This is a genomic window from Gilliamella sp. ESL0232, assembly GCF_013346885.1.
Taxonomy (GTDB): domain Bacteria; phylum Pseudomonadota; class Gammaproteobacteria; order Enterobacterales; family Orbaceae; genus Gilliamella; species Gilliamella bombi.
Genome location: NZ_JAAEDW010000011.1, coordinates 1 through 24,842, shown reverse-complemented (window position 1 = coordinate 24,842; position 24,842 = coordinate 1). Strand labels below are relative to the sequence as shown.

At 35.2% G+C, this 24,842-nt stretch carries 22 protein-coding genes; 4 read left to right on the top strand and 18 right to left on the bottom strand.

What is annotated here, in order from left to right; translation table 11 throughout:
• Positions 1–27: 27 nt before the first annotated feature.
• From GYW75_RS10995 to corA, 4 genes are all read right to left on the bottom strand, one after another.
• Positions 28–450, bottom strand: a complete 423-nt coding sequence (locus tag GYW75_RS10995; RefSeq protein ID WP_034912894.1) for a YcgN family cysteine cluster protein — start codon at positions 448–450, stop codon at positions 28–30.
• The gene (locus GYW75_RS10990) at positions 447–695 is read right to left on the bottom strand and encodes a YcgL domain-containing protein (protein ID WP_081296761.1); all 249 of its coding nucleotides are present in this window, start codon (positions 693–695) and stop codon (positions 447–449) included. The genes GYW75_RS10995 and GYW75_RS10990 overlap by 4 nt, the downstream gene beginning before the upstream one ends.
• A gap of 25 nt (positions 696–720) precedes the next feature.
• A complete protein-coding gene (locus GYW75_RS10985) occupies positions 721–1,683 on the bottom strand; it encodes a glucokinase (RefSeq protein WP_065589242.1) in 963 nt (320 codons plus the stop codon).
• Between the two features lie 187 nt (positions 1,684–1,870).
• Positions 1,871–2,812 carry a magnesium/cobalt transporter CorA gene (corA, locus tag GYW75_RS10980; protein WP_034912903.1) on the bottom strand — a complete coding sequence of 314 codons (942 nt, stop codon included), beginning with the start codon at positions 2,810–2,812 and terminating at the stop codon, positions 1,871–1,873.
• Positions 2,813–3,029: 217 nt separating this feature from the next.
• Here corA and GYW75_RS10975 point away from each other — a divergent pair, with 217 nt between their 5' ends.
• Together GYW75_RS10975 and GYW75_RS10970 are read left to right on the top strand one after the other, a co-directional pair.
• Positions 3,030–3,548, top strand: coding sequence for a single-stranded DNA-binding protein (locus GYW75_RS10975; protein WP_065589243.1), 519 nt, complete (start codon positions 3,030–3,032; stop codon positions 3,546–3,548).
• Between the two features lie 275 nt (positions 3,549–3,823).
• Positions 3,824–4,486 (top strand): MarC family NAAT transporter, encoded by a 663-nt coding sequence (locus tag GYW75_RS10970; RefSeq protein ID WP_174799375.1) that lies wholly within the window; start codon positions 3,824–3,826, stop codon positions 4,484–4,486.
• 23 nt (positions 4,487–4,509) lie between these two features.
• Here the strand turns inward: GYW75_RS10970 and GYW75_RS10965 are convergent, their stop codons facing one another.
• The 12 genes from GYW75_RS10965 to prfC all read right to left on the bottom strand — a co-directional run bounded on the left by GYW75_RS10965 (position 4,510) and on the right by prfC (position 19,698).
• On the bottom strand, positions 4,510–5,202 hold the full coding sequence (locus GYW75_RS10965; protein ID WP_174799374.1) for a DUF2461 domain-containing protein: 693 nt from the start codon (positions 5,200–5,202) through the stop codon (positions 4,510–4,512).
• Positions 5,203–5,205: 3 nt separating this feature from the next.
• Entirely contained in the window at positions 5,206–5,970 is a 765-nt protein-coding gene (kdsB, locus tag GYW75_RS10960) for a 3-deoxy-manno-octulosonate cytidylyltransferase (RefSeq protein ID WP_174799373.1), read from the bottom strand.
• 17 nt (positions 5,971–5,987) lie between these two features.
• A complete protein-coding gene (locus tag GYW75_RS10955; RefSeq protein ID WP_065560220.1) occupies positions 5,988–6,173 on the bottom strand; it encodes a Trm112 family protein in 186 nt (61 codons plus the stop codon).
• The gene (lpxK, locus tag GYW75_RS10950) at positions 6,170–7,183 is read right to left on the bottom strand and encodes a tetraacyldisaccharide 4'-kinase (protein ID WP_174799372.1); all 1,014 of its coding nucleotides are present in this window, start codon (positions 7,181–7,183) and stop codon (positions 6,170–6,172) included. The genes GYW75_RS10955 and lpxK overlap by 4 nt, the downstream gene beginning before the upstream one ends.
• A 92-nt stretch (positions 7,184–7,275) precedes the next feature.
• Entirely contained in the window at positions 7,276–9,558 is a 2,283-nt protein-coding gene (locus GYW75_RS10945) for a DNA internalization-related competence protein ComEC/Rec2 (RefSeq protein WP_174799371.1), read from the bottom strand.
• 353 nt (positions 9,559–9,911) lie between these two features.
• On the bottom strand, positions 9,912–10,202 hold the full coding sequence (ihfB, locus tag GYW75_RS10940) for an integration host factor subunit beta (protein ID WP_034912930.1): 291 nt from the start codon (positions 10,200–10,202) through the stop codon (positions 9,912–9,914).
• A 98-nt stretch (positions 10,203–10,300) separates the two neighbouring features.
• The gene (gene rpsA / locus GYW75_RS10935) at positions 10,301–11,983 is read right to left on the bottom strand and encodes a 30S ribosomal protein S1 (protein WP_085163945.1); all 1,683 of its coding nucleotides are present in this window, start codon (positions 11,981–11,983) and stop codon (positions 10,301–10,303) included.
• Between the two features lie 111 nt (positions 11,984–12,094).
• Positions 12,095–12,775: a (d)CMP kinase gene (cmk, locus tag GYW75_RS10930; protein WP_065589251.1), complete on the bottom strand. Its 681-nt coding sequence runs from the start codon at positions 12,773–12,775 to the stop codon at positions 12,095–12,097.
• Between the two features lies 1 nt (position 12,776).
• Entirely contained in the window at positions 12,777–14,057 is a 1,281-nt protein-coding gene (aroA, locus tag GYW75_RS10925) for a 3-phosphoshikimate 1-carboxyvinyltransferase (protein WP_174799370.1), read from the bottom strand.
• A gap of 21 nt (positions 14,058–14,078) precedes the next feature.
• A complete protein-coding gene (locus tag GYW75_RS10920; RefSeq protein ID WP_174799369.1) occupies positions 14,079–14,951 on the bottom strand; it encodes a helix-turn-helix domain-containing protein in 873 nt (290 codons plus the stop codon).
• 131 nt (positions 14,952–15,082) lie between these two features.
• Positions 15,083–17,929 carry a pitrilysin gene (ptrA, locus tag GYW75_RS10915; RefSeq protein ID WP_174799368.1) on the bottom strand — a complete coding sequence of 949 codons (2,847 nt, stop codon included), beginning with the start codon at positions 17,927–17,929 and terminating at the stop codon, positions 15,083–15,085.
• 176 nt (positions 17,930–18,105) lie between these two features.
• The gene (gene prfC / locus GYW75_RS10910) at positions 18,106–19,698 is read right to left on the bottom strand and encodes a peptide chain release factor 3 (RefSeq protein WP_065589253.1); all 1,593 of its coding nucleotides are present in this window, start codon (positions 19,696–19,698) and stop codon (positions 18,106–18,108) included.
• 203 nt (positions 19,699–19,901) lie between these two features.
• Between prfC and ilvY the strand changes: the two genes are divergently transcribed.
• Positions 19,902–20,804, top strand: coding sequence for an HTH-type transcriptional activator IlvY (gene ilvY / locus GYW75_RS10905; protein ID WP_174799367.1), 903 nt, complete (start codon positions 19,902–19,904; stop codon positions 20,802–20,804).
• Positions 20,805–20,923: 119 nt separating this feature from the next.
• Positions 20,924–23,101 carry a 3-hydroxybutyrate oligomer hydrolase family protein gene (locus GYW75_RS10900; protein WP_174799366.1) on the top strand — a complete coding sequence of 726 codons (2,178 nt, stop codon included), beginning with the start codon at positions 20,924–20,926 and terminating at the stop codon, positions 23,099–23,101.
• A 67-nt stretch (positions 23,102–23,168) separates the two neighbouring features.
• Here GYW75_RS10900 and GYW75_RS10895 read toward each other — a convergent pair whose 3' ends face one another.
• Complete coding sequence (locus tag GYW75_RS10895; RefSeq protein WP_174799365.1) at positions 23,169–23,750, bottom strand: acyl carrier protein phosphodiesterase; 582 nt, start codon at positions 23,748–23,750, stop codon at positions 23,169–23,171.
• Positions 23,751–23,765: 15 nt separating this feature from the next.
• Positions 23,766–24,572: a siderophore-interacting protein gene (locus GYW75_RS10890; protein ID WP_174799364.1), complete on the bottom strand. Its 807-nt coding sequence runs from the start codon at positions 24,570–24,572 to the stop codon at positions 23,766–23,768.
• Positions 24,573–24,842 lie beyond the last annotated feature (270 nt).

The following is a 24,842-nucleotide window of genomic DNA, read 5'->3' as shown; positions in this document are numbered from 1 at the left end:
ATCAAAAGGGAGCTGTAGCTCCCTATTTTAAATAATATGGTCTTCCCAACAAATCACATCTTTTTCATAAACAATCCGATTTTTAACCGATATCTTCAGCTTATGCATAAGCTTTTTATTACCCGTAATAAGCGGATGCCAATGAGGCAATTGTCCTGTTTCAGAAAAATAACGATAGGTACAGGTTAAAGGTAACCATTCAATGGTAAGGAGGTTATCACGAGTCAACTTGATACAATCGGGTTCATAATCAAAACGTCTATTATAATGTTTACATTGACAAGTATTGGAGTCAAGCAAATTACAAGCAACATTAGTATATAAGATCTCGTCTGTATCTTCGTCCATCAATTTATTTAAGCAACATTGACCACAACCATCACAGAGCTGTTCCCATTCTTCATCACTCATCTGAGCTAATGTCTTATATTCCCAAAATGGCTCAATCATACTTTGAAATCATCTTCTTTTAGCATTTGTAAGAAAAATCCATCAGTTTTAATCTTTTCTTCTATTTCAGTGGCGGTACCAACTACAAATTTTCGTTTACCGTCAAGTAATACTTTCATGACAAAAACAGGTGAACCAAAAATAGACATTACTTTTTCAGGAATCGTTGAAAAATCATTTTCATGTTCCATATATAGATAGCAGTTCTCTTTTTTGGTACTTCGGTAAATATAACACCACATCATAAAATAAAACCTTTACTCATTAATACTATTTATTAAGACAATTTTGTAAATAAACACCTGCACCAAACAAGCCTGGATCTTCATGTGTTATTACATAAACAGGAATTTTTTTGACTAAATAGGACATACGACCTTTATGTTCAAAAGCATCTCTAAATGGAGATGTTTTAAAAAATTCGATAAAGCGTGGCACAATACCCCCAGCAATATAAACGCCACCTTGTGTATTAAGTGTTAATGCCAAATTACCACCAAAACGCCCCATAAAAGTACAAAAATAGGTTAAAGTTTGCAAGCAAAGTGGACAACTTTTAGATAGCGCTTTCTCAACAATAATGTCGGGTGTAATCTCTATTACTGGTTGATTATTAATTTGTAACAACGCTTGATAAATATTAACAATACCATTGCCTGATAAAAACCGCTCGGTAGAAACACGCCCAAATTTTTTGCGAAGTTGCACTAAAATACGGTCTTCATCATCACTTATCATTGGAAGCTCTGTATGCCCCCCTTCTCCTGACAAACTAATCCAACGTCCATTTACTTTAATTAAATGTGACACTCCAAGTCCTGTACCTGCACCATAAATTGCAATTGGATAATCTAAATCAGGTTCATCACCACCAATCTGAACAAGATCTTGTTTAGATAATTTAGGAATTGAAGTTGATACTGCTGTAAAATCATTAATTACTTCTAGTTTTTCAAGATTAAGTTCCTTAACTAATTCAGATCGTGAAAACGACAAATCATTGTTTGTCATACTAATTATATCTTCGTCATTAATCGGACAGGCAATTGCAATACAAGCCATTTTAACGGTAACCGATTGGGCTTGTAAGTAATTCTTAATTAATTTTAGCAATACATCATCCTTTGCAATAAGAACTTTAGTTATTGCTGATAGCTCATTTGTAGCCAAATTATAAAGCGCAAATCGAGCATTAGTTCCACCGATATCGGTGACCAGTGCATATTGATTCATGTTACTTCCTTTATGATAAATTAATTCTTTCAGTTAAAATATTAAGTTTTACCCATCACTCGATGAAAGTATATTGCTGATATTAATAATTATTTATATTAAATTATCCTAAGCAGTTAGTACGATAAGAATTTCATCTAATATATTAAAAAACTATCGAATAAAAACTCAATTTAAATCAATAAATCTACAACCACTTTTTAAGTTTAAAATAAATATAAGGAGCAACACCTGCTAGCAACATTAATAGTAATGAAAAAGGATAACCATATTCCCATTTTAATTCTGGCATAAATTCAAAATTCATACCATAAGCTGAAGCAACTACCGTTGGGGGTAAAAACACAACAGATACAACCGAGAAAATTTTGATAATTCGGCTCTGTTCAATATTGATAAAACTAGTTGCAGCTTGCATTAAAAAGTTTACTTTTTGGAATAATGACTCATTATGTGGAACAAGCGATTCAATATCGCGAATAACTTCACGAGCTTGTTCTAGTTGATCTACTGGCATCTTTGCTCGGCGAACTAAATAATTAACTGCACGTTGGCTATCCATCAAACAAAGACGAACTTTCCACGCGGTATCTTCAAGTTCAGCCAACGAGGTAATAGCTTCATCGTAATGCTCTTGAGCTGAACGATCCATAATAATTAAACTTAATTCTTCGAGTTCACTGTAGATATTTTCAATTTGATCTGCTAACTGTTCAACTTTAACTTCAAATAAATCAAGTAATACTTCATAAGGATTTCCATCGTTCATTCCTTGATAGCGCGATCGCATGCGATACAAACGAAATGCTGGTAAATCTCGCTCACGTAGTGTAAACAAACGACCATTATGCACTGTAAAAGCTACTGTTGAGTTGCCTGCACGATCTTCTGCATCTTCATAAAAAAAGAAAGAGTGGACGTGTAAACCTTCGTTATCTTCAAAAAAACGAGCTGACGCTTCAATATCGTCAAGTTCAATACTAGTTGCTAAGTTTTGTCCTAAATGTGTTAAAACAAAATCTCGATCAGCTTCTTCTGGCTCAATTAAATCAATCCAAGTTGCATTATTTATATCGCCTTCATTAATTTTTACTAATTGTTTGTTTTTTAATCCAAACGCATTAATCATAAGGCCTCCTATAGGAAAAATCTTTTAGAACATCACATTAACAAATGCTTGGCATTATACTCGCTATGGCAGCAAATTCCTATGTTTAAACCAATCTTTCTATATCTTTATAAAATGGGAGAAAAATTCCATTATTAAATTAAATTCGCTGATATTACTACAGTCTCATGTTACAATATGCAGCTTAAAATACTTATGTCATGTTTAGGAGTTAATAATGGCCAATAGAGGAATAAATAAAGTCATTTTAGTTGGTAATTTAGGTCAAGATCCCGAAGTTCGTTATATGTCTAATGGTAATGCAGTTGCTAATATTAGCATTGCAACATCAGAATCATGGAAAGATAAACAAACAAATGAATACCGTGAACGTACTGAATGGCATCGCGTTGTTATATTCGGTAAATTAGCTGAAATTGCTGGCGAATACTTAAAAAAAGGTTCCCAAATTTATATTGAAGGGCAATTACAAACTCGAAAATGGCAAGATCAGTCAGGACAAGATCGTTACACAACTGAAGTTGTAGTCAACCCAATTGGTGGTACTTTACAAATTTTAGCAACACGCAATGGTGGTGAAAACATGGGCGATGGTTCACAAAATTGGGGACAAAGTGCTAATAATTCTTCATCTGCACCAGTGGCTCCTTCTCGTCCTCTAACGCAAAATACACCAGCGCAACCAGCAGCAACACCAGAGCCACCAATGGATTTTGATGACGATATTCCATTTTAAGTATTAAAAGTTCAATTTGATTTAATGAAAGGAGTCGAATATTACTCCTTTCAAACCTTAATCTAATATTACATTTTATCTACTAATGCATAAAAATCATTCACGCTTGACATTATTTCTACTAATATTAGACCTATAATTATCAGTGTAGTGCCTACAATTTTTTCAAACATGGTAATAAAATCCGATACCGAATTACAACTACCTCCATATATCATTTTCTGTTTATTTCAATTATACTTAGCTGCAAATTTTGTTGGATTTAAAATAAATCTATGTTGGAACTTATACAAACTGTCGGCTTTGGTTTAATTTTATTTATTCCTTTAACGAATCCTTTAACCACTGTGGTACTGTTATTAGGTCTATCGGGCGATATGACCAATGAAGAGCGGAATTACCAATCAAAATTGACCTGTATTTATGTGTTTATAATTATGGTTGTATCGTTTTATTGTGGGCAACTAGTGATGAGCACATTTGGCATATCGATTCCCGGATTACGTATTGCTGGTGGCATGATTGTTGGCGTTATTGGTTTTAGAATGTTATTTCCACAACAACCATCACACAAAACTCTTGAAGCAGATGCAAAAAAGCAAGAGATCTCAAATAATATCGCTTTTGTTCCTCTCGCTATGCCAAGTACAGCAGGACCCGGAACTATAGCAATGATAATAAGCATGTCATCAACAGTAAAAAGTGGAGGTTATGACGTTTCAACTTGGGTTGTTTATACTGCTTCGATTTTAGTGCCTTTATTGTTATGTATTATCCTTTGGTTTTGCATGCGCAGTGCAGGTAGCATAATGCGCTTTATGGGGAAAAGTGGCATTGAAGCCACTTCAAGAATTATGGGCTTTTTATTAGTTTGTGTTGGAACTCAATTCATAATTAATGGTATTAAAGAAATTATATTGAATTTTCCTAATATTTAATATTAAACACCGACTCAACAAAGCTAAAGAGTCGGTATATTTTTAATCATTTCTACCCGCATTAAATAATCATAAAGTGGAACTAACTGTTTAAAACCTTTAATTAGTTTATCGGGTAAATCGCTATTTAACACATCCTCAATATGATTACTTGTCACCATAACCGCAATATTTTTTCGGTTATACCAGGTTGCAACTTTTTCGTCCTGCTCTTTAATTAATGGGCGTTTATAACTTTCGCCAACAAGCTCAAATGGTTTTTTGACGCAACGTATCATTGCTAAAAATTTCTTAGTATCGTTAAGAATTTCGTCTCGAAAGATATCCATTGTTTGTTTTGATGAACAATAATAGCCTAGCCCATATTGATAACTGCTTGGGCTAATTTCAAAAAAGTAAGCGGGCGCTTCTTTCCAATCTTTATTTGGTCGTTTAAATGTCAACCATAATCGGCTACGATAAAGTGATTTATCATTTGAAAAACGAGTATCTCGATGTATACGTGAAATCGTTTTACCAATAGCAGGACGAGTTTCAAACCACTCATCAATTTTGAGCATCTCTGGTGTTAATTGTTCAACCAAAAGCCTAAACGGTTTAACTAAATCGTTATCATAAATAGCACGATGCTCTTCAAACCACGGTTTGCTGTTTTTAATCCAAGCGTCTTGTAAAAAATTAAGTCCAGCTTGGCTAAAGCCAGTAAAGTTTGCCATTGCTTACTCCTTAAATAACGCTCTTACTTTTTCTAAATCTTCGAAAGTGTCGACACCAATTGCAGGAGGTTGTTTTGCCACAGCGACATGAATTTTTTCACCGTACCAAAGTACTCTTAATTGCTCTAACATTTCAATTTGTTCAAGCATTGATGGTGCCCATTTAATATATTGACGAATAAAGCCAGCACGGTAAGCATAAATACCAATATGGCGGAGATAAAAATCACCGATACTCGATGGTTTTAACTGTTCAGCTGATTTCGCAAAACGATCGCGTTCCCAAGGAATGGTTGCACGAGAAAAATAAAGCGCATAACCATCTTTATCTGTCACAACTTTAACTGCACCAGTATTAAATGCTTCTTCAACAGAATCAATTGGCACTGCTAACGTTGCCATTCCTGTTTTATATTGCACTAAATTTTCAGCCACTTGATTAATAATGACTGGCGGTATTAAAGGTTCATCCCCTTGTACATTAACAATAACTTCATCATCAGTAAACTGATAAGTATTTATCACCTCTGCCAGTCTTTCTGTACCAGAATTATGCTTATCACTTGTCAGAATGACTTCACCACCATACTCCTTGACTACCTCATAAACTTGTTGATGATCTGTGGCAATAATCACTCGATTGGCTGATGATTTTTTTGCTTGCTCCATCACACGAACAATCATTGGTTTACCATGAATATCCGCTAGTGGCTTACCAGGTAAACGGCTCGAAGCATACCTAGCGGGAATAATAACCGAAAAGTTCATAATTAAGACCTTATTATTTATTCTTGAATACATTCAGATTGGTTAAGTGGTTTAGCTTCACATTCTAACAACACCGGAATATTATCTTTAACTGTATAAACTAAATTATCTGTATGACAAATTAACTGCTGATTAGTAGCATTATATTGCAATTGACCATGGCATTTAGGACAAGCAAGTGCGTTTAATAGGATATCTTTCATTTTTTCTTCTCTTTGGATTTTGTCTCAGCTAGTAATAAACAGATTTGATCAATAACTTGCACAGGTATTACCGCATCGATGGGCAGATACCACCAATTTTGTTGAGCAAATTGTCTACATTTAACTGCATCTTTTTCAGTCATTAAAAGTGTTTGTTTATTACGTGCAACATTGTTTAACAACGGTAAAGTAAATTTTTGATGATCGGCAAAAGAAACGGTTTCAACCACATCCGCTTGCAATTTACTTAACATATCAAAAAAACGTTTTGGATTACTAATACCAGCAATAGCACATATATTTGACAACGAAGATAACGCTCTTTTTTCTTGAGTAAGTAAATTCACTGCATACAGGGGCATTAATTGCATAGTAAAGGTTTTATTAGGATACTGCTGCGCTAAATTATTTACACTATCACCATTGATGACAATAAGATCAACCGATTTTAACCGACTTTCACGCTCTCGCATTGGCCCTGCCGGCATCCACCATCCATTACCAAATAGGCGCTTTCCATCAATCACCACCACTTCAATATCACGCGCTAAAGCATAATGTTGTAAACCATCATCAGTCAAAATAACATCTAATTGGTAGTGCTTTAATAACGCTTGAACAGCCTCAGAGCGATAAGGTGAGACAGCAATAGGTACACTAGTACGTTGATAAATAAGCACAGGTTCATCACCTGCTTGTTCGGTTGTGGTTGTATTATCTAAAATAAGCGGATAGTTATCAGCTTTGCCTCCATATCCTCGTGAAACGACTCCAACCTGTAATCCTTTTTGTTTTAACGATTCAATTAAACTAATAACTAGTGGCGTTTTACCGTTACCACCAACAGATAAGTTGCCAATAACAATAACAGGTACAGGAGATCGCCAAGATTTTAAAATACCAACTTGATATAAAAAGCGACGGAAAATAGCAATTAAACCATATAATAAGGAAAATGGTATGAATAACCAAAATAAACGATTTTTACCATACCACAGTTTTTCAATCATAACTTTAACATCACTCAATTACATTTAGTAAAATTGTTTTATATCTCAATATAACAATTATTATAGTTGCCTATAGCAAACGATAGCCTATTTTACTCATAATTTGGTAAACTACCAAACCAATCATGATACCATCTAGGTTTAATTTCACCTCGCATAGTTTTTAGCTTCCATGTTTGTTTATCAAAAAAAAGACTTATTTGACCTGTTCTAGCAGTAACATAATAGTCTAATTGTAAATCTTTATACTTTGCCATTACCTTATTGGAGGGGAGTTTCCAAGGATTATAACGAGATGTAGACGCCAAAGACTTTACTGGTTTAACATGATTTAAAAATGTATAACTTGACGATGTACTACTACCATGATGGGGGATTTGTAAAATAGTAGACGTTAGCTGATTTCGATATTTAGTAACTAATTGATATTCCTGATTACGTTCTAGATCCCCAGTTAACAATACAGAAAAATGTCCATCTGTAACTTGCACCACACAGGAATCCTTATTTTGAGCATCGCTAACCAGCTGATTAGGCCACAGCACATTAAACGTCAGATCATTCCAAATAACACTATTACCCGCTAAACATTGATAATCATTATTAAAATCAGAAGACGAACTCATTAACCATGCTTTAGGGTAAATAAGTTGAAGTAATTTCAAACCGCCAACATGATCATTATGTTGATGACTAATAATAATACCTTGTACATTCAAATTATGCCATTGTAGAAAAGGAATAATAACCCTTTCCATAGCGGAACTTTTTTCCCACTTAGCTCCTGTATCATACAAAATTGCAGACTTACCATCATGGATAACGATAGCTAATCCATGACCTACATCTAACATGTCTAACCGCCAACGATAGTGTTGCTGTTTAAAAAAAGGGGTAACCAGTATCATCAAAATTACGAGCAAAGTAATGCTAAAGCGTTGCCAAACACCTGTACGGATTATCACTAAAGTTAACCAACCTAAAAGACCTAATAAATAAAAATCTGAAGGGATGTTAATCCATAATTGATTAAGCCAATTTAAACTCAAAAATAGCCATTCTAGAGATTTATCAGCAATTAGCCAAAACCATAAGGCAATAGAAAAACAATCAAAAATACTAAATATTAACGCCAATAAAATGGTAGGAAATGTAACTAATGAAATAACAGGAATTGCAATTAGATTTGTTAAAATCGAAACTCCACTAACACCTTGAAAAACAAAAAACTGAATTGGAAGCAGCAATAAGGTTAACCCACACTGCAAATACAATATCCTAATTATATACCAACGTTTTTTATGCCTTACTGCTTTGGAAAGCGGCGCCCAATCATGCAAAAAAATTAAAGTTATTACTGCATAGCAAGATAACCAAAAACTTTCAGATAAAATCATCAATGGATCAAATAATAATAACAACGCAATGATCCGATTGATTTTTTGCCATGAACTTATTTTATATTTTTTATAACGAAAATAGATCCAAATTGACAAAGCAACCATAGCTCGCAAAGTAGGCGGATTAAAACCTGTTAACCATGCATAAAAAAATGCACATAACCACCCTATTATAATTGGTAAAAAAAAATAGATAAAACGCTTTGGAATAAAAAACAGTATAGCTTTAGCCAAAAAGCAACTAAGTCCATAAACAACTAAAATATGCATACCAGATATAGCCATTAAATGAGCAATACCTGTTTGCATCATTACCATACGATGCTCGTCATCTAATTGAGAACGATCACCAAAAGCAAGGGCTAGCAAAATACCTTTATAAATAAATAAATCGATATAAGGTATAGCCAAATCAGTAATATATTGTTTTAAGTCAGATTTATCATTTAATAACTTGGCATCAACCAATTTAGCCGATAATAAGCTACGATTTGCTATCGAAAAGCGTTGGCTATCAAATCCTCCATCATTTAAGTATCCATGTACAACTTTTGTTTTTAGTGTCAATTGCCAAATTTCCCCAGATTTAGGAGGATCTAACCTATCCCAGTAAACAGAAATCGGAATATCATTTGCAAGCGTAACATCTGAAATGGAAAAAATAGAAAATGACATGTAATAAGGTCCGTTGACCGTTGCTGCCTGATGAGTATTGATATTAACTACTTTGGCATGAACAACTAGCGTTTTATCAATATAGGGAGAAATGTTGGATAAATATTGCTTAGAATAAGCAGTTGACCACAAAAAACCTAAACTAAATGCAACAAAAACAGATAAATACCAACGAAAATTAACAGGAACGGTTAACACAATTAAAAACAAGATAAAAGCAAGTAAACACCAATATAGATCAGACAATAAATGGGGCAAAAAGAGTAATGGCAAACAACCTAATGAAAACATGATAGCCATTAAATCCAAAGAACAAATTTTTTGCACTAGCACTTTACCATCTTTAAATTGAACAATATAAGTTTATCACTTGATATTATAAAAAAATAATTGATGTTGAATTTTTCGATCTTTGTTCCATTTTAATCATTAATCTTAATGAAATTTACTGAAATTATTCGCAATATTGCATATTTTAAAAGAGGGATTTAACGACTTAAATCAACATAACGTTGACTGGTTTTTCCTTAATGATAAATGGTAAAGGTTATTTAAATAAGTAAGTACGACTAGATGATAGAAATTAAACTAGCTAAAACAAAAAAGCCTTTGATTTAACTCAAAGGCTTCCATCTAGGTGTGAAATTTAAAGATTATGCGTTTGCAGCATTATTTACTCTTTCACGTAATTCTTTACCTGGTTTGAAGTGAGGTATATATTTATGTTTCACTTCAACATTACCACCAGTTCTTGGATTCCTTGCTTTACGTGGAGCTCGATAGTTCAAACTAAAACTACCGAAACCTCGAATTTCCACACGATCGTTACTTTCCATAGCTAAAGCGATCTGTTCAATGATATCTCTAACTGAATCATCAACTAGTTGAACTGGGAGGTGTGTTCGCCAGTTAACAATTCGTTCTACTAAATCTGATCTGTTCATGATCACTCCTAATTTATTTATGTGGCATGTAACTATTTCATTTTATCCCATAAAAGAAAAAGAGGGCAAGCCCTCTTTACTCTTTACATAAATATTTTTTACTCAGTTTTTGATGCAGCTTTGAATGCTTCTGCCATTGCATTAGTAAATGATGCATCTTCTTGAGTTGCTGTGTTGTTTACTGCTGCGAGAGCTTCTTTTTCATCAGCTTCATCTTTCGCTCGTACTGATAACGAAATTGCACGAGTTTTACGATCGATGTTAACAATTTTAGCTTCAACTTCATCACCAACTTTTAATGCAGTTGTTGCATCTTCAATACGCTCACGAGCGATATCTTGTGCTTTTAAGTAGCCTTCAATACCTTCAGCGATTTCGATGGTTGCACCTTTAGCGTCAACTGCACTTACTGTACCTTTAACTATTGTGCCTTTTTTATAGTTAGAAGCAAAGCTACTGAATGGATCATCTTCTAATTGTTTAATACCTAGAGAGATACGTTCACGTTCTGCATCAACTTGTAAAACAACAGCTTCGATATCATCACCTTTCTTATAAGCTTTAACAGCTTCTTCGCCAGGCATATTCCAAGAAATGTCTGAAAGATGAACTAAACCGTCGATACCGCCCTCTAAACCGATAAAGATACCAAAATCAGTGATTGATTTGATCTTACCGCTAACTTTATCACCTTTATTATGTGTTTCAGCAAATTGTAACCACGGGTTTGGTTTACATTGTTTAAGGCCAAGAGAAATACGACGACGTTCTTCGTCAATTTCAAGCACAACAACTTCAACAACATCACCTAAGCTAACAACTTTAGATGGATGAATATTTTTGTTTGTCCAGTCCATTTCAGAAACATGAACTAAACCTTCAACACCTGTTTCAATTTCAACAAAACAACCGTAGTCAGTTAAGTTAGTTACTTTACCTGTTACTTTAGTACCTTCTGGATAACGTTTAGCGATTGAAACCCATGGATCTTCACCTAATTGTTTTAAGCCAAGTGATACACGTGAACGATCTTTGTCAAATTTAAGTACTTTAACAAGTAATTCTTGACCAACTTCAACCACTTCACTTGGGTGTTTAACACGTTTCCAAGCCATGTCTGTAATGTGAAGTAACCCATCAACCCCACCAAGATCAACAAATGCACCGTAATCGGTAAGATTTTTGATGATACCTTTAACTTCAGAACCTTCTTGTAGATTTTCAAGAAGTTGTTCTCTTTCTGCACTATTTTCAGATTCAATAACTGCACGACGTGAAACAACAACATTGTTGCGTTTTTGATCTAATTTAATAACTTTTAATTCGATTTCTCTATTTTCAATATGAGAAGTATCGCGTAATGGACGAACGTCAACTAGTGAACCTGGAAGGAACGCACGAACGCCATTAAGATCAACCGTAAAGCCACCTTTAACTTTACCATTGATAACACCTAAAACTGTTGCAGCATCTTCAACTGCTTTTTCTAGTGTAAGCCATGCTTCATGACGCTTAGCTTTTTCACGAGATAAGATAGTTTCACCAAAACCATCTTCGATTGAGTCAAGCACAACGTCAACAACGTCGCCGACTTGAACTTCTAATTCGCCTTGGGCATTTTTAAACTGCTCTACTGGAATCGCTGATTCAGATTTTAAACCAGCGTCAACTAAAACAACATCTTTGTCGATTGCAACGACAGTACCACGGATCATATTACCAGAACGAGTGTCTAGTTGATTGATAGACTCTTCAAAGAGTTGAGCAAAAGATTCAGTCATATTTATATACTTAAGTTAATTTTAACGTCCACATTACATCCTGTCTTGTGGGGTTGTTTATAATACTCCATACATCCTTATAATGGAGCTAGTTTCACGCTATAATTTAAGTTACAACGCAAGTTTTTCGTTTATATACTTAATAGATTGATTAAAAACATCTTCAATAGACAGTGATGTAGTATCAATTATTAGAGCATCAATTGCAGGTTTAAGTGGCGCAACGGCGCGATGACGATCTCTTTCATCACGCGCAGTTATTTCCTGCAAAATTTCGGCGAATTTAACATTATTTTGCTTATCTTGCAACTGTTTCATTCGCCTTTCTGCACGAGATTGGGCACTAGCATCAAGAAATATCTTAACAGGGGCATCACTAAATACTACACTGCCCATATCACGACCATCTGCAACCAATCCAGGTGCTTGCTTAAAGTCTCGTTGACGTTGTAATAAAGCTACTCTAACCGAATTAATTGCCGCCACTTTTGATGCGGCTCCCCCCGTCTGTTCTGTACGGATTTCTTTAGTCACATCAATCTGATCTAATAACACTTTAACATTATAACCTTGCGTATCAAACGTTAGTGGCAAATTAAGAGCTAGTTGTTCAAGTTTATTGGCATCATCTAGCGCAATATCTTGCTTAAGCGCACTAAGTGCTAGCACACGATAGATAGCACCAGAATCTAAAAGATGCCATTTAAAATGATTGGCTAATGCTTGACATAACGTACCTTTACCGACACCACTTGGTCCATCAACAGCAATAACGGGAACAGATTTATTCATTTCATTCTTCGCTTAATCGTTTAAATTGTTCGAAATAATCAGGAAAAGTCTTCATTGTGCATTTAGGATCTAATATCGTCACAGAAGTATCAGAAAGCGCCACTAGCGAAAAACACATAGCAATACGGTGATCATTATAGGTTTCGATTTCGGCATGGTTTAATTTAACTGGTGGAATAATAGTAATATAATCGTGACCTTCATCAACAGTTGCGCCAACCTTTCTTAATTCTGTTGCCATCGCATATAAACGATCAGTTTCTTTAACTCGCCAATTGTAAATATTACGAATTGTAGTTGGACCTTTAGCAAACAGCGCTGTTGTGGCAATAGTCATTGCTGCATCTGGGATATGATTCATATCCATATCAACACCGTGTAATTCACCACGAGAGCATTGAATATAATCATCAGCCCAAATAACTTTAGCCCCCATTTTTTCAAGTACATGAGCAAATTGGGTATCGCCTTGTAAGCTATTTTTCCCTATGCCAGTTACTTTAACACTACCACCTTTAATTGCAGCCGCTGCTAAAAAATAAGAAGCAGAAGACGCATCCCCTTCAACTAAATAATCTCCCGGCGATTGATAACACTGATTAGCTTTAACAGTAAATTTTTGATAATTGTGATTGGTAACCAAAACACCAAACATAGCCATCATTTTGACTGTAATATCAATATAAGGTTTAGAAACAAGATCACCAATAATAGTAATTTCTGTGTCTTGTTTTGCTAATGGCGCAGCCATTAATAGTGCAGTTAAAAATTGGCTAGAGACCGAACCATCAACTTTAATATCACCACCTGTAAAACCACCTTGAATATGTAGTGGTGGATAGCCTTCATTTTCAAGATAATCAATTTTAGCTCCACCTTGTCGCAAAGCATCGACCAAATGACCAATTGGGCGTTCTTTCATGCGAGGTTCGCCCGTTAACACAATATTATTATTTCCAAGACATAACGTAGCAGCTAAAGGACGCATTGCTGTGCCAGCATTACCCAAAAAAAGCTCTAATGCATGGTCGGATTGCAAAATACCGCCCACACCTTGCACATCACAAATCGTGCGATCGTGTGATAGCTGATACTTCACACCTAAGGCCGCAAGCGCATCAAGCATATAACGCACATCATCACTATCAAGTAAATTCTTTAACCGTGTATTACCTTTACTCAATGCTGATAGTAATAAAGCACGATTAGAAACACTCTTTGAACCAGGCAAATTGATAGTACCATTAAATCTTTTTATCGGTTGTAATGTTAAGGATAACATAATGACTCTCTTTAATATTCTTTAAAATTTCTCTAACGTCGCTTTTAATAAATCAATTGCTTGCTTATCTTTAGCACTATTTTCCCATAACTTATCAAATAAATGGCGATACCGTTTAATTGCATCATAAGATGACGTAATCGATGCAATACCGGTAGTAACATTAGGTAACTCTCCTAATCGAAATGGGCTCATTGCTAATGAAATAGGATCCCCATCTTGATAAAAAATCTGAAAAGCAATTGACGGAATAGCTTCTTGTGTAATAGCAATTGTTGGCGCAAGGGCTTGTTGTTCAATTAACTGAATTAAGTGATAAACTTCTTTGCGTGCTAGTAGCATTCTTTCCGATTTTTTACCCGGCGAAATAGTTAAATTACCAACCAAACCAATATGTAAAAAACGTTCTACATTACGTAAACTGATTAAATTAATAACTTTTGGAATTGATTGACAGAACTGAGTTTTACGATCTTTTAAAATGGATAAGGTAGTGGCATATTTTTGAGGATCAGCGGGTTTACTCGATTCATTTAACATTATCGCTAAATGAGACAAATAATCAGAAGAAGTTAATAAAAAGGAAAAAGGATCGAAATGAGAATAGATATGAGTTGATTGCTCTTCTAATTGACGCATACGTTCAAAAAAGCCTTCACCACTCGAATAGTATTCAGTATCAATGCCAAGTAAACTAGCAAAAGACGTATCAAGTAAGGAAGCCAATCGCTCTAGAGTTTCAATTTTAACGATCTCACCTTTTTCTAACCGATATACTGCTGCTCTTGAAATTTTAAGACTTTCTGCAACATCTTCAGCCCTCAAAGAGGCAGCAATCCGATACGCACGCAGACGCTGACCTATAGCACAATAATCAATCGATCCAGTAATCATAATACACTCAAACTATTAGGATTTTGGCAGTGTATCACAAGGTGATAGCAATGCCAATTTTTGGCAAAATGTTTTATTCCTATCTAAGTTTTTTCTCCTATTGAATTAACTTTTCTATTATTTATAACAACTTATTTAGTTCGTGACTGTAGCAATATAGCCTGCAAAGCTGATGCATTCTTATATTCGGTATACTCAGTTATTGCTTGTGGCTGCTTTAATATATCAGTTGTATTGCCAAGTACTTGTGATGCCATTACAAATCCGTTAGGTTGCATTACTGAACGTTTATAAAAATCAATCAAATCTTGCTTAGTAATTTTTTGCAATTGCTCGATTTTTTTATCCTTTAAATCAAACGCAAAACGTGAATTACGGTAGTCAGGCATATAACGACCAAACTCCTCATCCAATGTTTGCGGAGGCATTTTCAATTCATCAAGTACCGCTTTTTTATATTGCTCAATATCTTTTTTCGATAATGCTTGCAATTTATTCAGCATAACTGGATAAAATTCTTGGTAGCGTTTAATTAAATAAGCCGGATCATATTGATTACTTTGGATAATAAAACTCATTCCCGACGAATCACCAACCGTAATAGGCTCTGCAAATACAGCATAACCTAGTTGCTCATTGGTGCGTAACTGATCATAAAACCAAGGTGAAATAATTTTAGAAAGAGTATAACTTATCATGCTACTACTAATTCGATCATAACCCATTGGAATATAGCTCATCATCAAAGCATTATCAGTGCTTTTTGCATGTTGAGTTATTTTAGCCTCTAACGAGTTTTTAATCTGAATATTATTAACAGGAGTAAATTCAACATCACGCACTAATGTTTTCTGGATGGCATGATAAAGATCTAAAGAGTCCTCGTTAGACAAATTACCCAAGCTAAGCATATAAGGTACTGAGTGAGTTAATAAGTTATCACGGTAAGCTAATACATCATTAATGGTCATATTTGCTGTAATTTGTCGTTTTTCATCTCGTTCAAAATAATGCGGTAATACCGACAATGCATTAATAGGATTAACCGCTAACCGATAACTCTTAGCATGATCGGCTTTATCCAATTCTTGCAAATACCAAGATTTAGCTAATGCTAAACTTTGCTCATCAATAGTGGCCTTGCGATAGTTATCAAGTATGGCCGTAACCATTTTTGGTAAATGCTGACTAAAACCGCTGGCTGAAATCATTAAGCCATTATCATTACCAGTTGATAATGAAATACCAGCAACCCCAGCCTGAAATCGTAATTGTTCTAAATTACGACTCACAATATAATCAAGCAGATTAAAAGCAACCACAGCTTTTACGTCGCTAGTAGCCTGATTATTGCGTAATGAAACAACAATAGCAGCTTTAGGTTCATTATTAAAATACTGGCTAGCAAAATGAATATGATTACCGCGCTTACTAAATTTTTCAGGTTGCGCTTGATTACGATTTTGTTTTAAAATCGTAAAATTATCAGGTATATAAGGATTGAGCTCAGGCAAACTAAATGTAAAATTTTTGCCTAGTGCTAACCAACTTGCTTTTTGCTCGCTAGTGATATTATCAATTTTATAGGGCGCATCTACAAAATAAGCAGTTTTATTGGTAGTTTGGTTTGGCGAAATCACCCAAATTCTAGCATTATTGGCAGTCAAACTTTTTAAACGTGCCGTAATAGCTGATTTATCAAAATGAGTAGCAACATAATCTGAATTTAACACATTTTGAACTGGATACAACAACATTTGATCTGATAGCCATTCTACATATGACATATCACGCTCGACATCTTGATATTTAAACTCTAACGCTAATACCTTTTGAATCTCTTGATAATAAGCGTCAGAAATGCCCTCTTTTTGAATCAACTGTAAATAATTAAAAATAGCGCCAATAACTTTATCTTTTTGAGCAAGTCCATCGTCGGTTAAACTCACATTAATACTCAATATACCACTATTACCATAACGGATAGGATTGATAGATGAACTAATTCCTTCAATTAAACCTTGTTTTTGTAACTGATCAGACAACGTATTATGACTACTGTTACAGATTAAATAAGTAATATACTCATCGGTTTTATCAGCAAATTTAGCCAAGTTATTTTCAATCGGAAACTGTAAAAACAATAGCTTTTTGGGTTGTGCTGGTACCATAGAAATTTGTTTATTTAACACATTTGGTGTTATAGCGGGTTTATCAACTATTGGGGCATTAATATTTTTATTAGGGATTTTACCAAAACTATTTTCAGCTAATTTTGTCAATTTATTGATCGACTGATTGCTATACATCACTCCAACCATAATATTGGCTGAATAATAATCTTTATGAAAATTCACTAAAGCATCTTGTAATTTACTATTTTCTTTATCACTTAACGTTTCTAAATTACCGCCTGAAAATTGAGAAGCTGGATGGTTTTGATTAATTGTTTCAGAATCAACTTGCCCGATCCTAAAACCATCATTTGATCTGGCCATTGTCAATTCAGCGTTAACTGCATTACGTTCTTTATCGGCAAATTTAGGATCTAAATTGGGCTCAGCAATAGCATCAGCTAAATAATCCAGTGCTTTATCAAATGCGCTATTTTCAACTTCAAAATAAAAAGCTGTTCTATGTGCCGCAGTGCTAGCATTATAACTTCCCGAATGACGACTTAAAAATTGAGAAAAGCTTGCTGGTTCTGGATAATTTTTCGATCCCATTAATACCATATGTTCAGCATAATGAGCCACCCCTTGTTGCTCTTTGGGATCTTGCAACGAGCCGACAGGCAGTGCTAATGATGCCAGTGATTTTACAGCATTAGGATCTGAAACAAGTAACACTCGCATTTTATTTGCTAGCTCAACCACCTCATATTGGCGCTTATCGCGCTCGCTTTGCTGAACTTTTTCTAACAAAACTGGGCTCACAAGCTTATTTTCAATAGCAAACAATATCGGTGAAGTAGTCATAGTTAATAATCCAATAACACTACTAATTATTAAATTGACTATTTTTTTATTTTTCAAATCCATAATATTCACTCGCTTGACTTTATCATCAAAAAAATACGGTTAAAAAGAAAGAAGCGGATGTATCAAAATGCTTAAACATAATGATAGATTCCGCTATTTTGTGATGAATACAATTAATGTTCTCGAGTTTTTCTAAACTCAATATCAGGATATCTTTCTTGAGTTAAATTTAAATTAACCATACTTGGTGCCACATAAGATAGATTATCCCCGCCATCTAAGGCCAAATTTTGTTCACATTTTCGTTTAAACTCTTCCAGTTTTTTCACATCTGAGCACTCAACCCAACGCGCTGTTGTCACATTAACTGGCTCATAAATGGCTTCAACGTTATACTCTGATTTTAAACGAGCAACCACCACATCAAATTGTAGCACCCCTACAGCTCCCACAATTAAGTCATTATTGGTTAATGGACGAAACACTTGTACAGCACCCTCTTCGGACAATTGAACTAACCCCTTTAATAACTGCTTTTGTTTAAGTGGATCTTTAAGACGAATTCGACGAAACAGTTCTGGTGCAAAGTTAGGAATGCCTGTAAATTTCAGATCTTCACCTTGTGTAAAAGTATCACCTATTTGAATCGTGCCATGATTATGTAAACCAATGATATCACCAGCATAGGCTTCTTCAACATGTTCACGATCACCTGCCATAAATGTTAAGGCGTCAGAAATATTGATATCTTTAGCAATACGTACATGTCGTAACTTCATGCCCTTTTCATATTTACCCGATACAATGCGCATAAATGCAACGCGGTCACGGTGTTTAGGATCCATATTGGCTTGAATTTTAAAAACAAAACCACTGAACTTTTCTTCTGATGATTCGACTTCACGCTTATCGGTTTGACGAGGTTGAGGAGTTGGTGCCCAAGCTGTTAAACCATCAAGCATATGATCCACGCCAAAATTACCCAATGCCGTACCAAAAAAGACTGGCGTTAAATCGCCTGACAAGAAAGCATCTAAATCAAATTCGTTTGATGCGCCTTGCACTAATTCAAGCTCTTCACGCAGTTGCTGCGCTAAATCATCACCCACCGCTAAATCCAAATCAGGGTTAGTTAACCCTTTAATAATTCGGACCTCTTGTATTGTATGACCTTTCCCTGATTGGTAAAGGTAAGTTTCGTCTTTAGCTAAATGGTAAACACCTTTAAATAACTTGCCACAACCAATCGGCCAAGTAATAGGGGCGCACATAATATTTAACTCGTTTTCAACCTCATCAAGCAGTTCCATTGGATCGCGAATATCACGGTCTAACTTATTCATAAAGGTTAAAATTGGTGTATTGCGTAATCGTGTCACTTCCATTAATTTGCGAGTACGATCTTCAACCCCTTTTGCTGCATCAATTACCATCAAACAACTATCAACCGCTGTTAGCGTACGATAAGTATCTTCAGAAAAATCCTCGTGCCCTGGAGTGTCTAATAAATTAACTAAGCAGTCATTATAAGGAAACTGCATCACAGATGTAGTAATTGAAATACCACGTTGCTTTTCCATTTCCATCCAGTCTGATTTCGCATGTTGGGCATTAGCGCCACGGCCTTTAACTGTACCAGCTGTTTGAATCGCATGACCAAATAACAATACCTTTTCGGTAATGGTTGTTTTACCAGCATCGGGGTGAGAAATAATTGCAAAAGTGCGACGTGCATTAACTTCGTCTAAATAAGCTTGTTCTGTCATAAAACTGTTTTAACTCACACAAAAATAATCACATATTTTAGCAGGTATCTGTCTGTTTTGCTATTGATGTTATATGTAACGTTATTTGCCTTATTTATTTATCTATGCATAATATTTGACTTAATAAGTAATGCACTATTTACTGCTTTTTGTTAAAAAGTTTCAGGTAACTATATGTTTAAGTATAAAAACTGGGATTTGCTATGAACATTCGTGATTTAAAATTGTATTTACATTTATGCGAAACCTGTCACTTTGGTATAACGGCAAATGCTATGCATGTTAGTCCATCAACCTTATCAAGGCAGATCCAACGACTTGAAGAACATTTTGGTCACGCGCTATTTATTCGCGACAATAGGCAAGTACAAATCACTTCGGAGGGCGAAAAAGTTAAACGTTTTGCTCAACAAGTAATAAACATGCACCAACAACTAAAATATGATTTAGATCAATCTAACCAACAAATTGTCGGCGAACTCACTCTATTTTGTTCAGTCACCGCTGCATATAGCCATCTACCTGAAATACTTGATCGCTTTAGGATCCACTATCCTCTAGTTGAAATCAAACTATCAACGGGTGATGCTGCTGACGCTGTAAAGAAAATTCAAGCAAATGAAGCCGATTTAGCTATAGCAGGTAAACCAAAACAGCTCCCTACTGGTATTGAGTTTTTAAAATTTGGCGAAATTGAAATGGTATTGCTAATACCTAAACTTAATAGCACGTTTAGTGACAAACTACATCAAAAACAGCCTGACTGGCATAATATTCCCTTTATATTGCCTGAACATGGCCCTAGTCGCCACCGTATTGATTTATGGTTTAAGCAAAGAAAAATTTCCAATCCCAAAATTTATGCTACGGTTGCAGGACACGAAGCCATTGTATCGATGGTTGCTTTAGGTTGTGGGGTAGCCTTATTACCTAAAGTCGTAATGGACAATAGCCCTGAACGAATAAGAGAGCGCATAACCGAATGGTCAACAAACTTAATGGAACCGTTTGATGTTGGTATTTGTGTACAAAAAAGAAGATTATCAGAGAAAATCATTGCTGCCTTTTGGGCAATTTGCAATCTCAATTTACCTAATAACGCATAACAAAAATATAGTGTATAATTACACCTCAAAAAATTAAAACTATATAACGTGTTAACTAGCATATACCTAATTTTTTATTAAGATTTTATGTAGCAGAATAACATTGCATGGTATTGAAAATGAAAAAGATAAAATTAAGAACGTTAGCCTCATTGATATTTTTTGCCGCTGTTACTATGCCATTAATGGCACAGTCCAATACCACAAAACCAACCACCTCTAACATAAACGCTGGTACTGGCAAAAACAATACAAAAGCTGACAGCAAAACGGCAACGTCAACCACAACTATAACAACCAATACTGAAACTAACAGCAGCACGCCATCCCCAATTGATAACACAATTAAAAAACCAAAGTGGCTAGTCCGCAATACATTAGCTTATTATGATGGTGATAGTGATGACCTTGTTACAGCTGGGCTTGGGTTTACCCCATTATCAACCACCACTATCGTACCAGAAGTTGAAATTCCAGCTAAACCAAACTTTCAAGAACGCCGACAAGCTAAACTAAATCGCTATATTGACACCAAAATTGGTGAAGGAACACTATTTGGTTTTAGAAAGCAAGAACTAACTCCTTTGTTTGACGGTAAAATTGCAGGTACCGAAATATCAGCCGTACAAAGACAAGACGGTGTTGGCATGTTGCTACAAATTCCACTTGATTTTAACAAAAATAAACCTTGCATTGTTGCGGTTCCTGCTAGTGATTCGGATGGAATATTTAATACCAAAGATATACAGATTCGTGGATTATGGGGACTCCGTCACAACTGTGCAGTAGTATATAACGACAAAGGGCTAGGTAACGGCATTTATGATATTGAACGCAAACTTGGATTCACCGTTTGGGGAGAAGTACAAAGCGGTAACATCTTATTCTCTCCTTCGATTAATAATAAAGAAAAATATATCAAAAAATATCCCCATCGCTATGCTATAAAACAACTACACTCGCAACTCAATGCCGAAGCCCGCTGGGGGGAACACGTATTAAAATCCCTAGAATTTGCTTTTTATGAACTTAATATTATGTTTTCACCGAATGATCAAGCTATATTTAACAAAGACAACACTCTGGTTTTAGTCTATGGCGCAAGCGATGGTGGTGGAGCAGCATTAAAAGCTGGCGAATTAGATGATCAAAATATGATTGACGGTATTGTTGCAGTTAATCCACAAATTCAACCAAATCTTGACAAAGCCTCAGTTAAACTCAAAATCGGCAACAACAACTCGCAAAAGTTAGAAGCCAAATCTATTGCTAATTACAGTGCTTATGGTGCGTTATATATACCATGTGCCATACCAGCCATAACAGCTTATAAAGACGATGCTTATGTACCTTATGCTGATTATTTTCTTTATTCACAAGAGCGCTGTAACGCCCTTAAAAAAGCAAAGTTACTTACTACAGGAACACCAAAAGAAGCGTTAGAAAAACTACATAAAAATGGTTGGACACCAGAAATGGATATTCAACTACCCTATTTTTACTACACTGAATCTATTGGTCTACCATATCAATATATTAGTGCCTATGGCAAATATAGTGTCACCGAAAATATGTGCAATTTTTCGGTAGCAAGCACCCAGCAAAACCCAATTAACAACACAGGAAAAGTTGCACCATTAAAAGAAATTTCGTTTGAACAAATATGGGGAATGGCTAACGGCCATTTACCGCTTTGGAATGGCCGTAATGCAACGGTTTTGGATCTAGTTGAAAACGAAGATCTCAACACCCCAAGACGTGAATTTTATTCTAGCTCGCAAACGAAAAATACAATCGATTACGGCACTAAAGGATCGATCTGTGTTTATAAAAAATCACAAGAACCACGCATTAAAGAAGGCATAAAACAAGTTATGGCATCGGGTAACTTACATGGTATAAAAACCTTTATTGTCCATGGTCGGAACAATGTTAAACAATTACCCAATTATACATCGCGCGCTTATGTCGCACTAAATAGCTTAGTTGAAGGTAAACAATCACAACTGCGATATATTGAAGTAGAAAACGCCAGCTACTTAGATGGCCGAGCCCCATTTGACAACACATTACTACCAATTGATTATTATGGCGAAGATGCCATCGAGTGGTTATGGGCTAACTTAACCAACAACGCTACGCTACCAGTAAGCCAAGTTGTACGTACCAAAACTCGTGGAGGTAAAAGCGGTTATGCGCCACAAATAACCGACAACAACCTAAAACCGATAGCTCAAACGCCAAATAGCAACAGCATTATCCAAAAAGCAGATGGCAAACTGATATTGCCAAATTAACAGCAAATAATCTAAAACACTACTGGTTTAAGCATAGCGGCTTGAACTGGTAGCACCAAAATCCAGTTTAGCTGGTGCTATCTTTTACTATTAAACAGATTTTGGGATATAACAAAAAAAATAACGACTCTAATTGAGCATAATGCTGCTTAACATCAACAATTGTTTCTTTTAACAAATATAATTTTGGTCGTCTATTTGCCATGCCACTAAGGACATTACCAACAAAGTCAATAGAAGCATAATTTTCGAGCCACTCCCCTTGCCACATTGAATTCATAAAATGCTGATAATCTACCGGATAAACGTCAATATAAGGTTGGATATGAGCTTTTGTTACTTGATTAAATTGAGACACACTCGACAACAAACCATAATTAGCCCAATGCTTTGACAAAAAATGATCCCACACAATATCTAATGTAATGGCTGCAACTCGCTGATGCGATTTTCTAAACAGCAGCTTGGCTTTCTTAACTTCAAGCAGGCTATCGGTCAATCTATCAATTTTACGGTGTAGCATAATGCCATCGGCAATATTAGAGTTATAAATTAAATAAGGATCACCTTTAACAAAATCAGCAACTGTATTACCAATCAACGAACTACGTGCTAACGTAGCCAAATGCAAATGAGCAAGAATATTCATAAAAGTAACCGTTAATTATTCACGATGTTTAAATTCGCCTTCGGCGAAACCTTCTCGCCAGTAACTAGTAATATGAAAAGCATCAGGCGACAAATGTATATATTTATCTTTAATAGCATGACGAACAGATTGTGCCAACGAACGCTCCATCCCTCCCCAAAACAACAACTTATTTTGCTCTGATAAATCAGCATTAATTACCGCATCAACTAATTGAAAGGGATTATCCCTATTTTGTATAAACCAATTCACCTTAATATTTTTATTATCTGGCAACGGCACTATATCACTTTTATGATTAACCTGTATAAAGGCAAAAGCCTTCTGATTTTGAGGAAGATGTTCAAGCGTATAACATATGGCGGGCACAGCCGAAATATCCCCCATTAACACCAAACAATTATCAGTAAATCGCAACTTGCTGGCTGCCGCAATCAAACCAATTTGGTCACCAATCTTAGTTTTTTGCGACCACACTGAAGCCAATCCTGTATCATGAATAGCAAAATCAACAAAAAATTGATTAGAGGCACGCTCAAATTCGCGCACACTATAACTACGGACTAGCTGACGTTGCTTATCATCAACAGCGATTTTATTATTATCATCAAGTTTAGGGAAAGTAATTACATTGGTTGAAGGATCAGGAAAAAGCAATTTTAAATACGGACAAATCCATAATGGATCGATATTTACTGGTTTATCGCTACTAAACTGTATGCGAATAAAACTGGGAGATATTTTTTCAATATTCAATACTGTTAATAACGCATTGACGATGACTTTCTTATTGAATTTGATTTTTCCTATTTTTTCATCCATCAGCTGATCCTTATATTTATTGCTAAATGGCTCATCATACAACAAAATATATTAGAATAATGCTATTTTTATAATTGAAAAAATAGATAAACTTGTTTAACCCAAAAGCGATGAAACAAGTTTAGAAAAAATCAAATTAAAAAATAGGGCGTGTTGATCTTTCGTGATTATTTTTTAGACGGCATGATGTGAGTTATAATAATTCTGTCAAAAACAACCATAACTCGATTCATCATGCCAAGAACAATGCTAACAGATAAACGGTGGGAA

Excerpts from the sequence above, each read along its gene's own strand:
- GYW75_RS10995 (WP_034912894.1), bottom strand. The coding sequence starts at position 450 with ATGATTGAGCCATTTTGGGAATATAAGACATTAGCTCAGATGAGTGAT.
- GYW75_RS10990 (WP_081296761.1), bottom strand. The coding sequence starts at position 695 with ATGATGTGGTGTTATATTTACCGAAGTACCAAAAAAGAGAACTGCTAT.
- GYW75_RS10985 (WP_065589242.1), bottom strand. The coding sequence starts at position 1,683 with ATGAATCAATATGCACTGGTCACCGATATCGGTGGAACTAATGCTCGA.
- corA (WP_034912903.1), bottom strand. The coding sequence starts at position 2,812 with ATGATTAATGCGTTTGGATTAAAAAACAAACAATTAGTAAAAATTAAT.
- GYW75_RS10975 (WP_065589243.1), top strand. The coding sequence starts at position 3,030 with ATGGCCAATAGAGGAATAAATAAAGTCATTTTAGTTGGTAATTTAGGT.
- GYW75_RS10970 (WP_174799375.1), top strand. The coding sequence starts at position 3,824 with ATGTTGGAACTTATACAAACTGTCGGCTTTGGTTTAATTTTATTTATT.
- GYW75_RS10965 (WP_174799374.1), bottom strand. The coding sequence starts at position 5,202 with ATGGCAAACTTTACTGGCTTTAGCCAAGCTGGACTTAATTTTTTACAA.
- kdsB (WP_174799373.1), bottom strand. The coding sequence starts at position 5,970 with ATGAACTTTTCGGTTATTATTCCCGCTAGGTATGCTTCGAGCCGTTTA.
- GYW75_RS10955 (WP_065560220.1), bottom strand. The coding sequence starts at position 6,173 with ATGAAAGATATCCTATTAAACGCACTTGCTTGTCCTAAATGCCATGGT.
- lpxK (WP_174799372.1), bottom strand. The coding sequence starts at position 7,183 with ATGATTGAAAAACTGTGGTATGGTAAAAATCGTTTATTTTGGTTATTC.
- GYW75_RS10945 (WP_174799371.1), bottom strand. The coding sequence starts at position 9,558 with ATGGCTATCATGTTTTCATTAGGTTGTTTGCCATTACTCTTTTTGCCC.
- ihfB (WP_034912930.1), bottom strand. The coding sequence starts at position 10,202 with ATGAACAGATCAGATTTAGTAGAACGAATTGTTAACTGGCGAACACAC.
- rpsA (WP_085163945.1), bottom strand. The coding sequence starts at position 11,983 with ATGACTGAATCTTTTGCTCAACTCTTTGAAGAGTCTATCAATCAACTA.
- cmk (WP_065589251.1), bottom strand. The coding sequence starts at position 12,775 with ATGAATAAATCTGTTCCCGTTATTGCTGTTGATGGACCAAGTGGTGTC.
- aroA (WP_174799370.1), bottom strand. The coding sequence starts at position 14,057 with ATGTTATCCTTAACATTACAACCGATAAAAAGATTTAATGGTACTATC.
- GYW75_RS10920 (WP_174799369.1), bottom strand. The coding sequence starts at position 14,951 with ATGATTACTGGATCGATTGATTATTGTGCTATAGGTCAGCGTCTGCGT.
- ptrA (WP_174799368.1), bottom strand. The coding sequence starts at position 17,929 with ATGACTACTTCACCGATATTGTTTGCTATTGAAAATAAGCTTGTGAGC.
- prfC (WP_065589253.1), bottom strand. The coding sequence starts at position 19,698 with ATGACAGAACAAGCTTATTTAGACGAAGTTAATGCACGTCGCACTTTT.
- ilvY (WP_174799367.1), top strand. The coding sequence starts at position 19,902 with ATGAACATTCGTGATTTAAAATTGTATTTACATTTATGCGAAACCTGT.
- GYW75_RS10900 (WP_174799366.1), top strand. The coding sequence starts at position 20,924 with ATGAAAAAGATAAAATTAAGAACGTTAGCCTCATTGATATTTTTTGCC.
- GYW75_RS10895 (WP_174799365.1), bottom strand. The coding sequence starts at position 23,750 with ATGAATATTCTTGCTCATTTGCATTTGGCTACGTTAGCACGTAGTTCG.
- GYW75_RS10890 (WP_174799364.1), bottom strand. The coding sequence starts at position 24,572 with ATGGATGAAAAAATAGGAAAAATCAAATTCAATAAGAAAGTCATCGTC.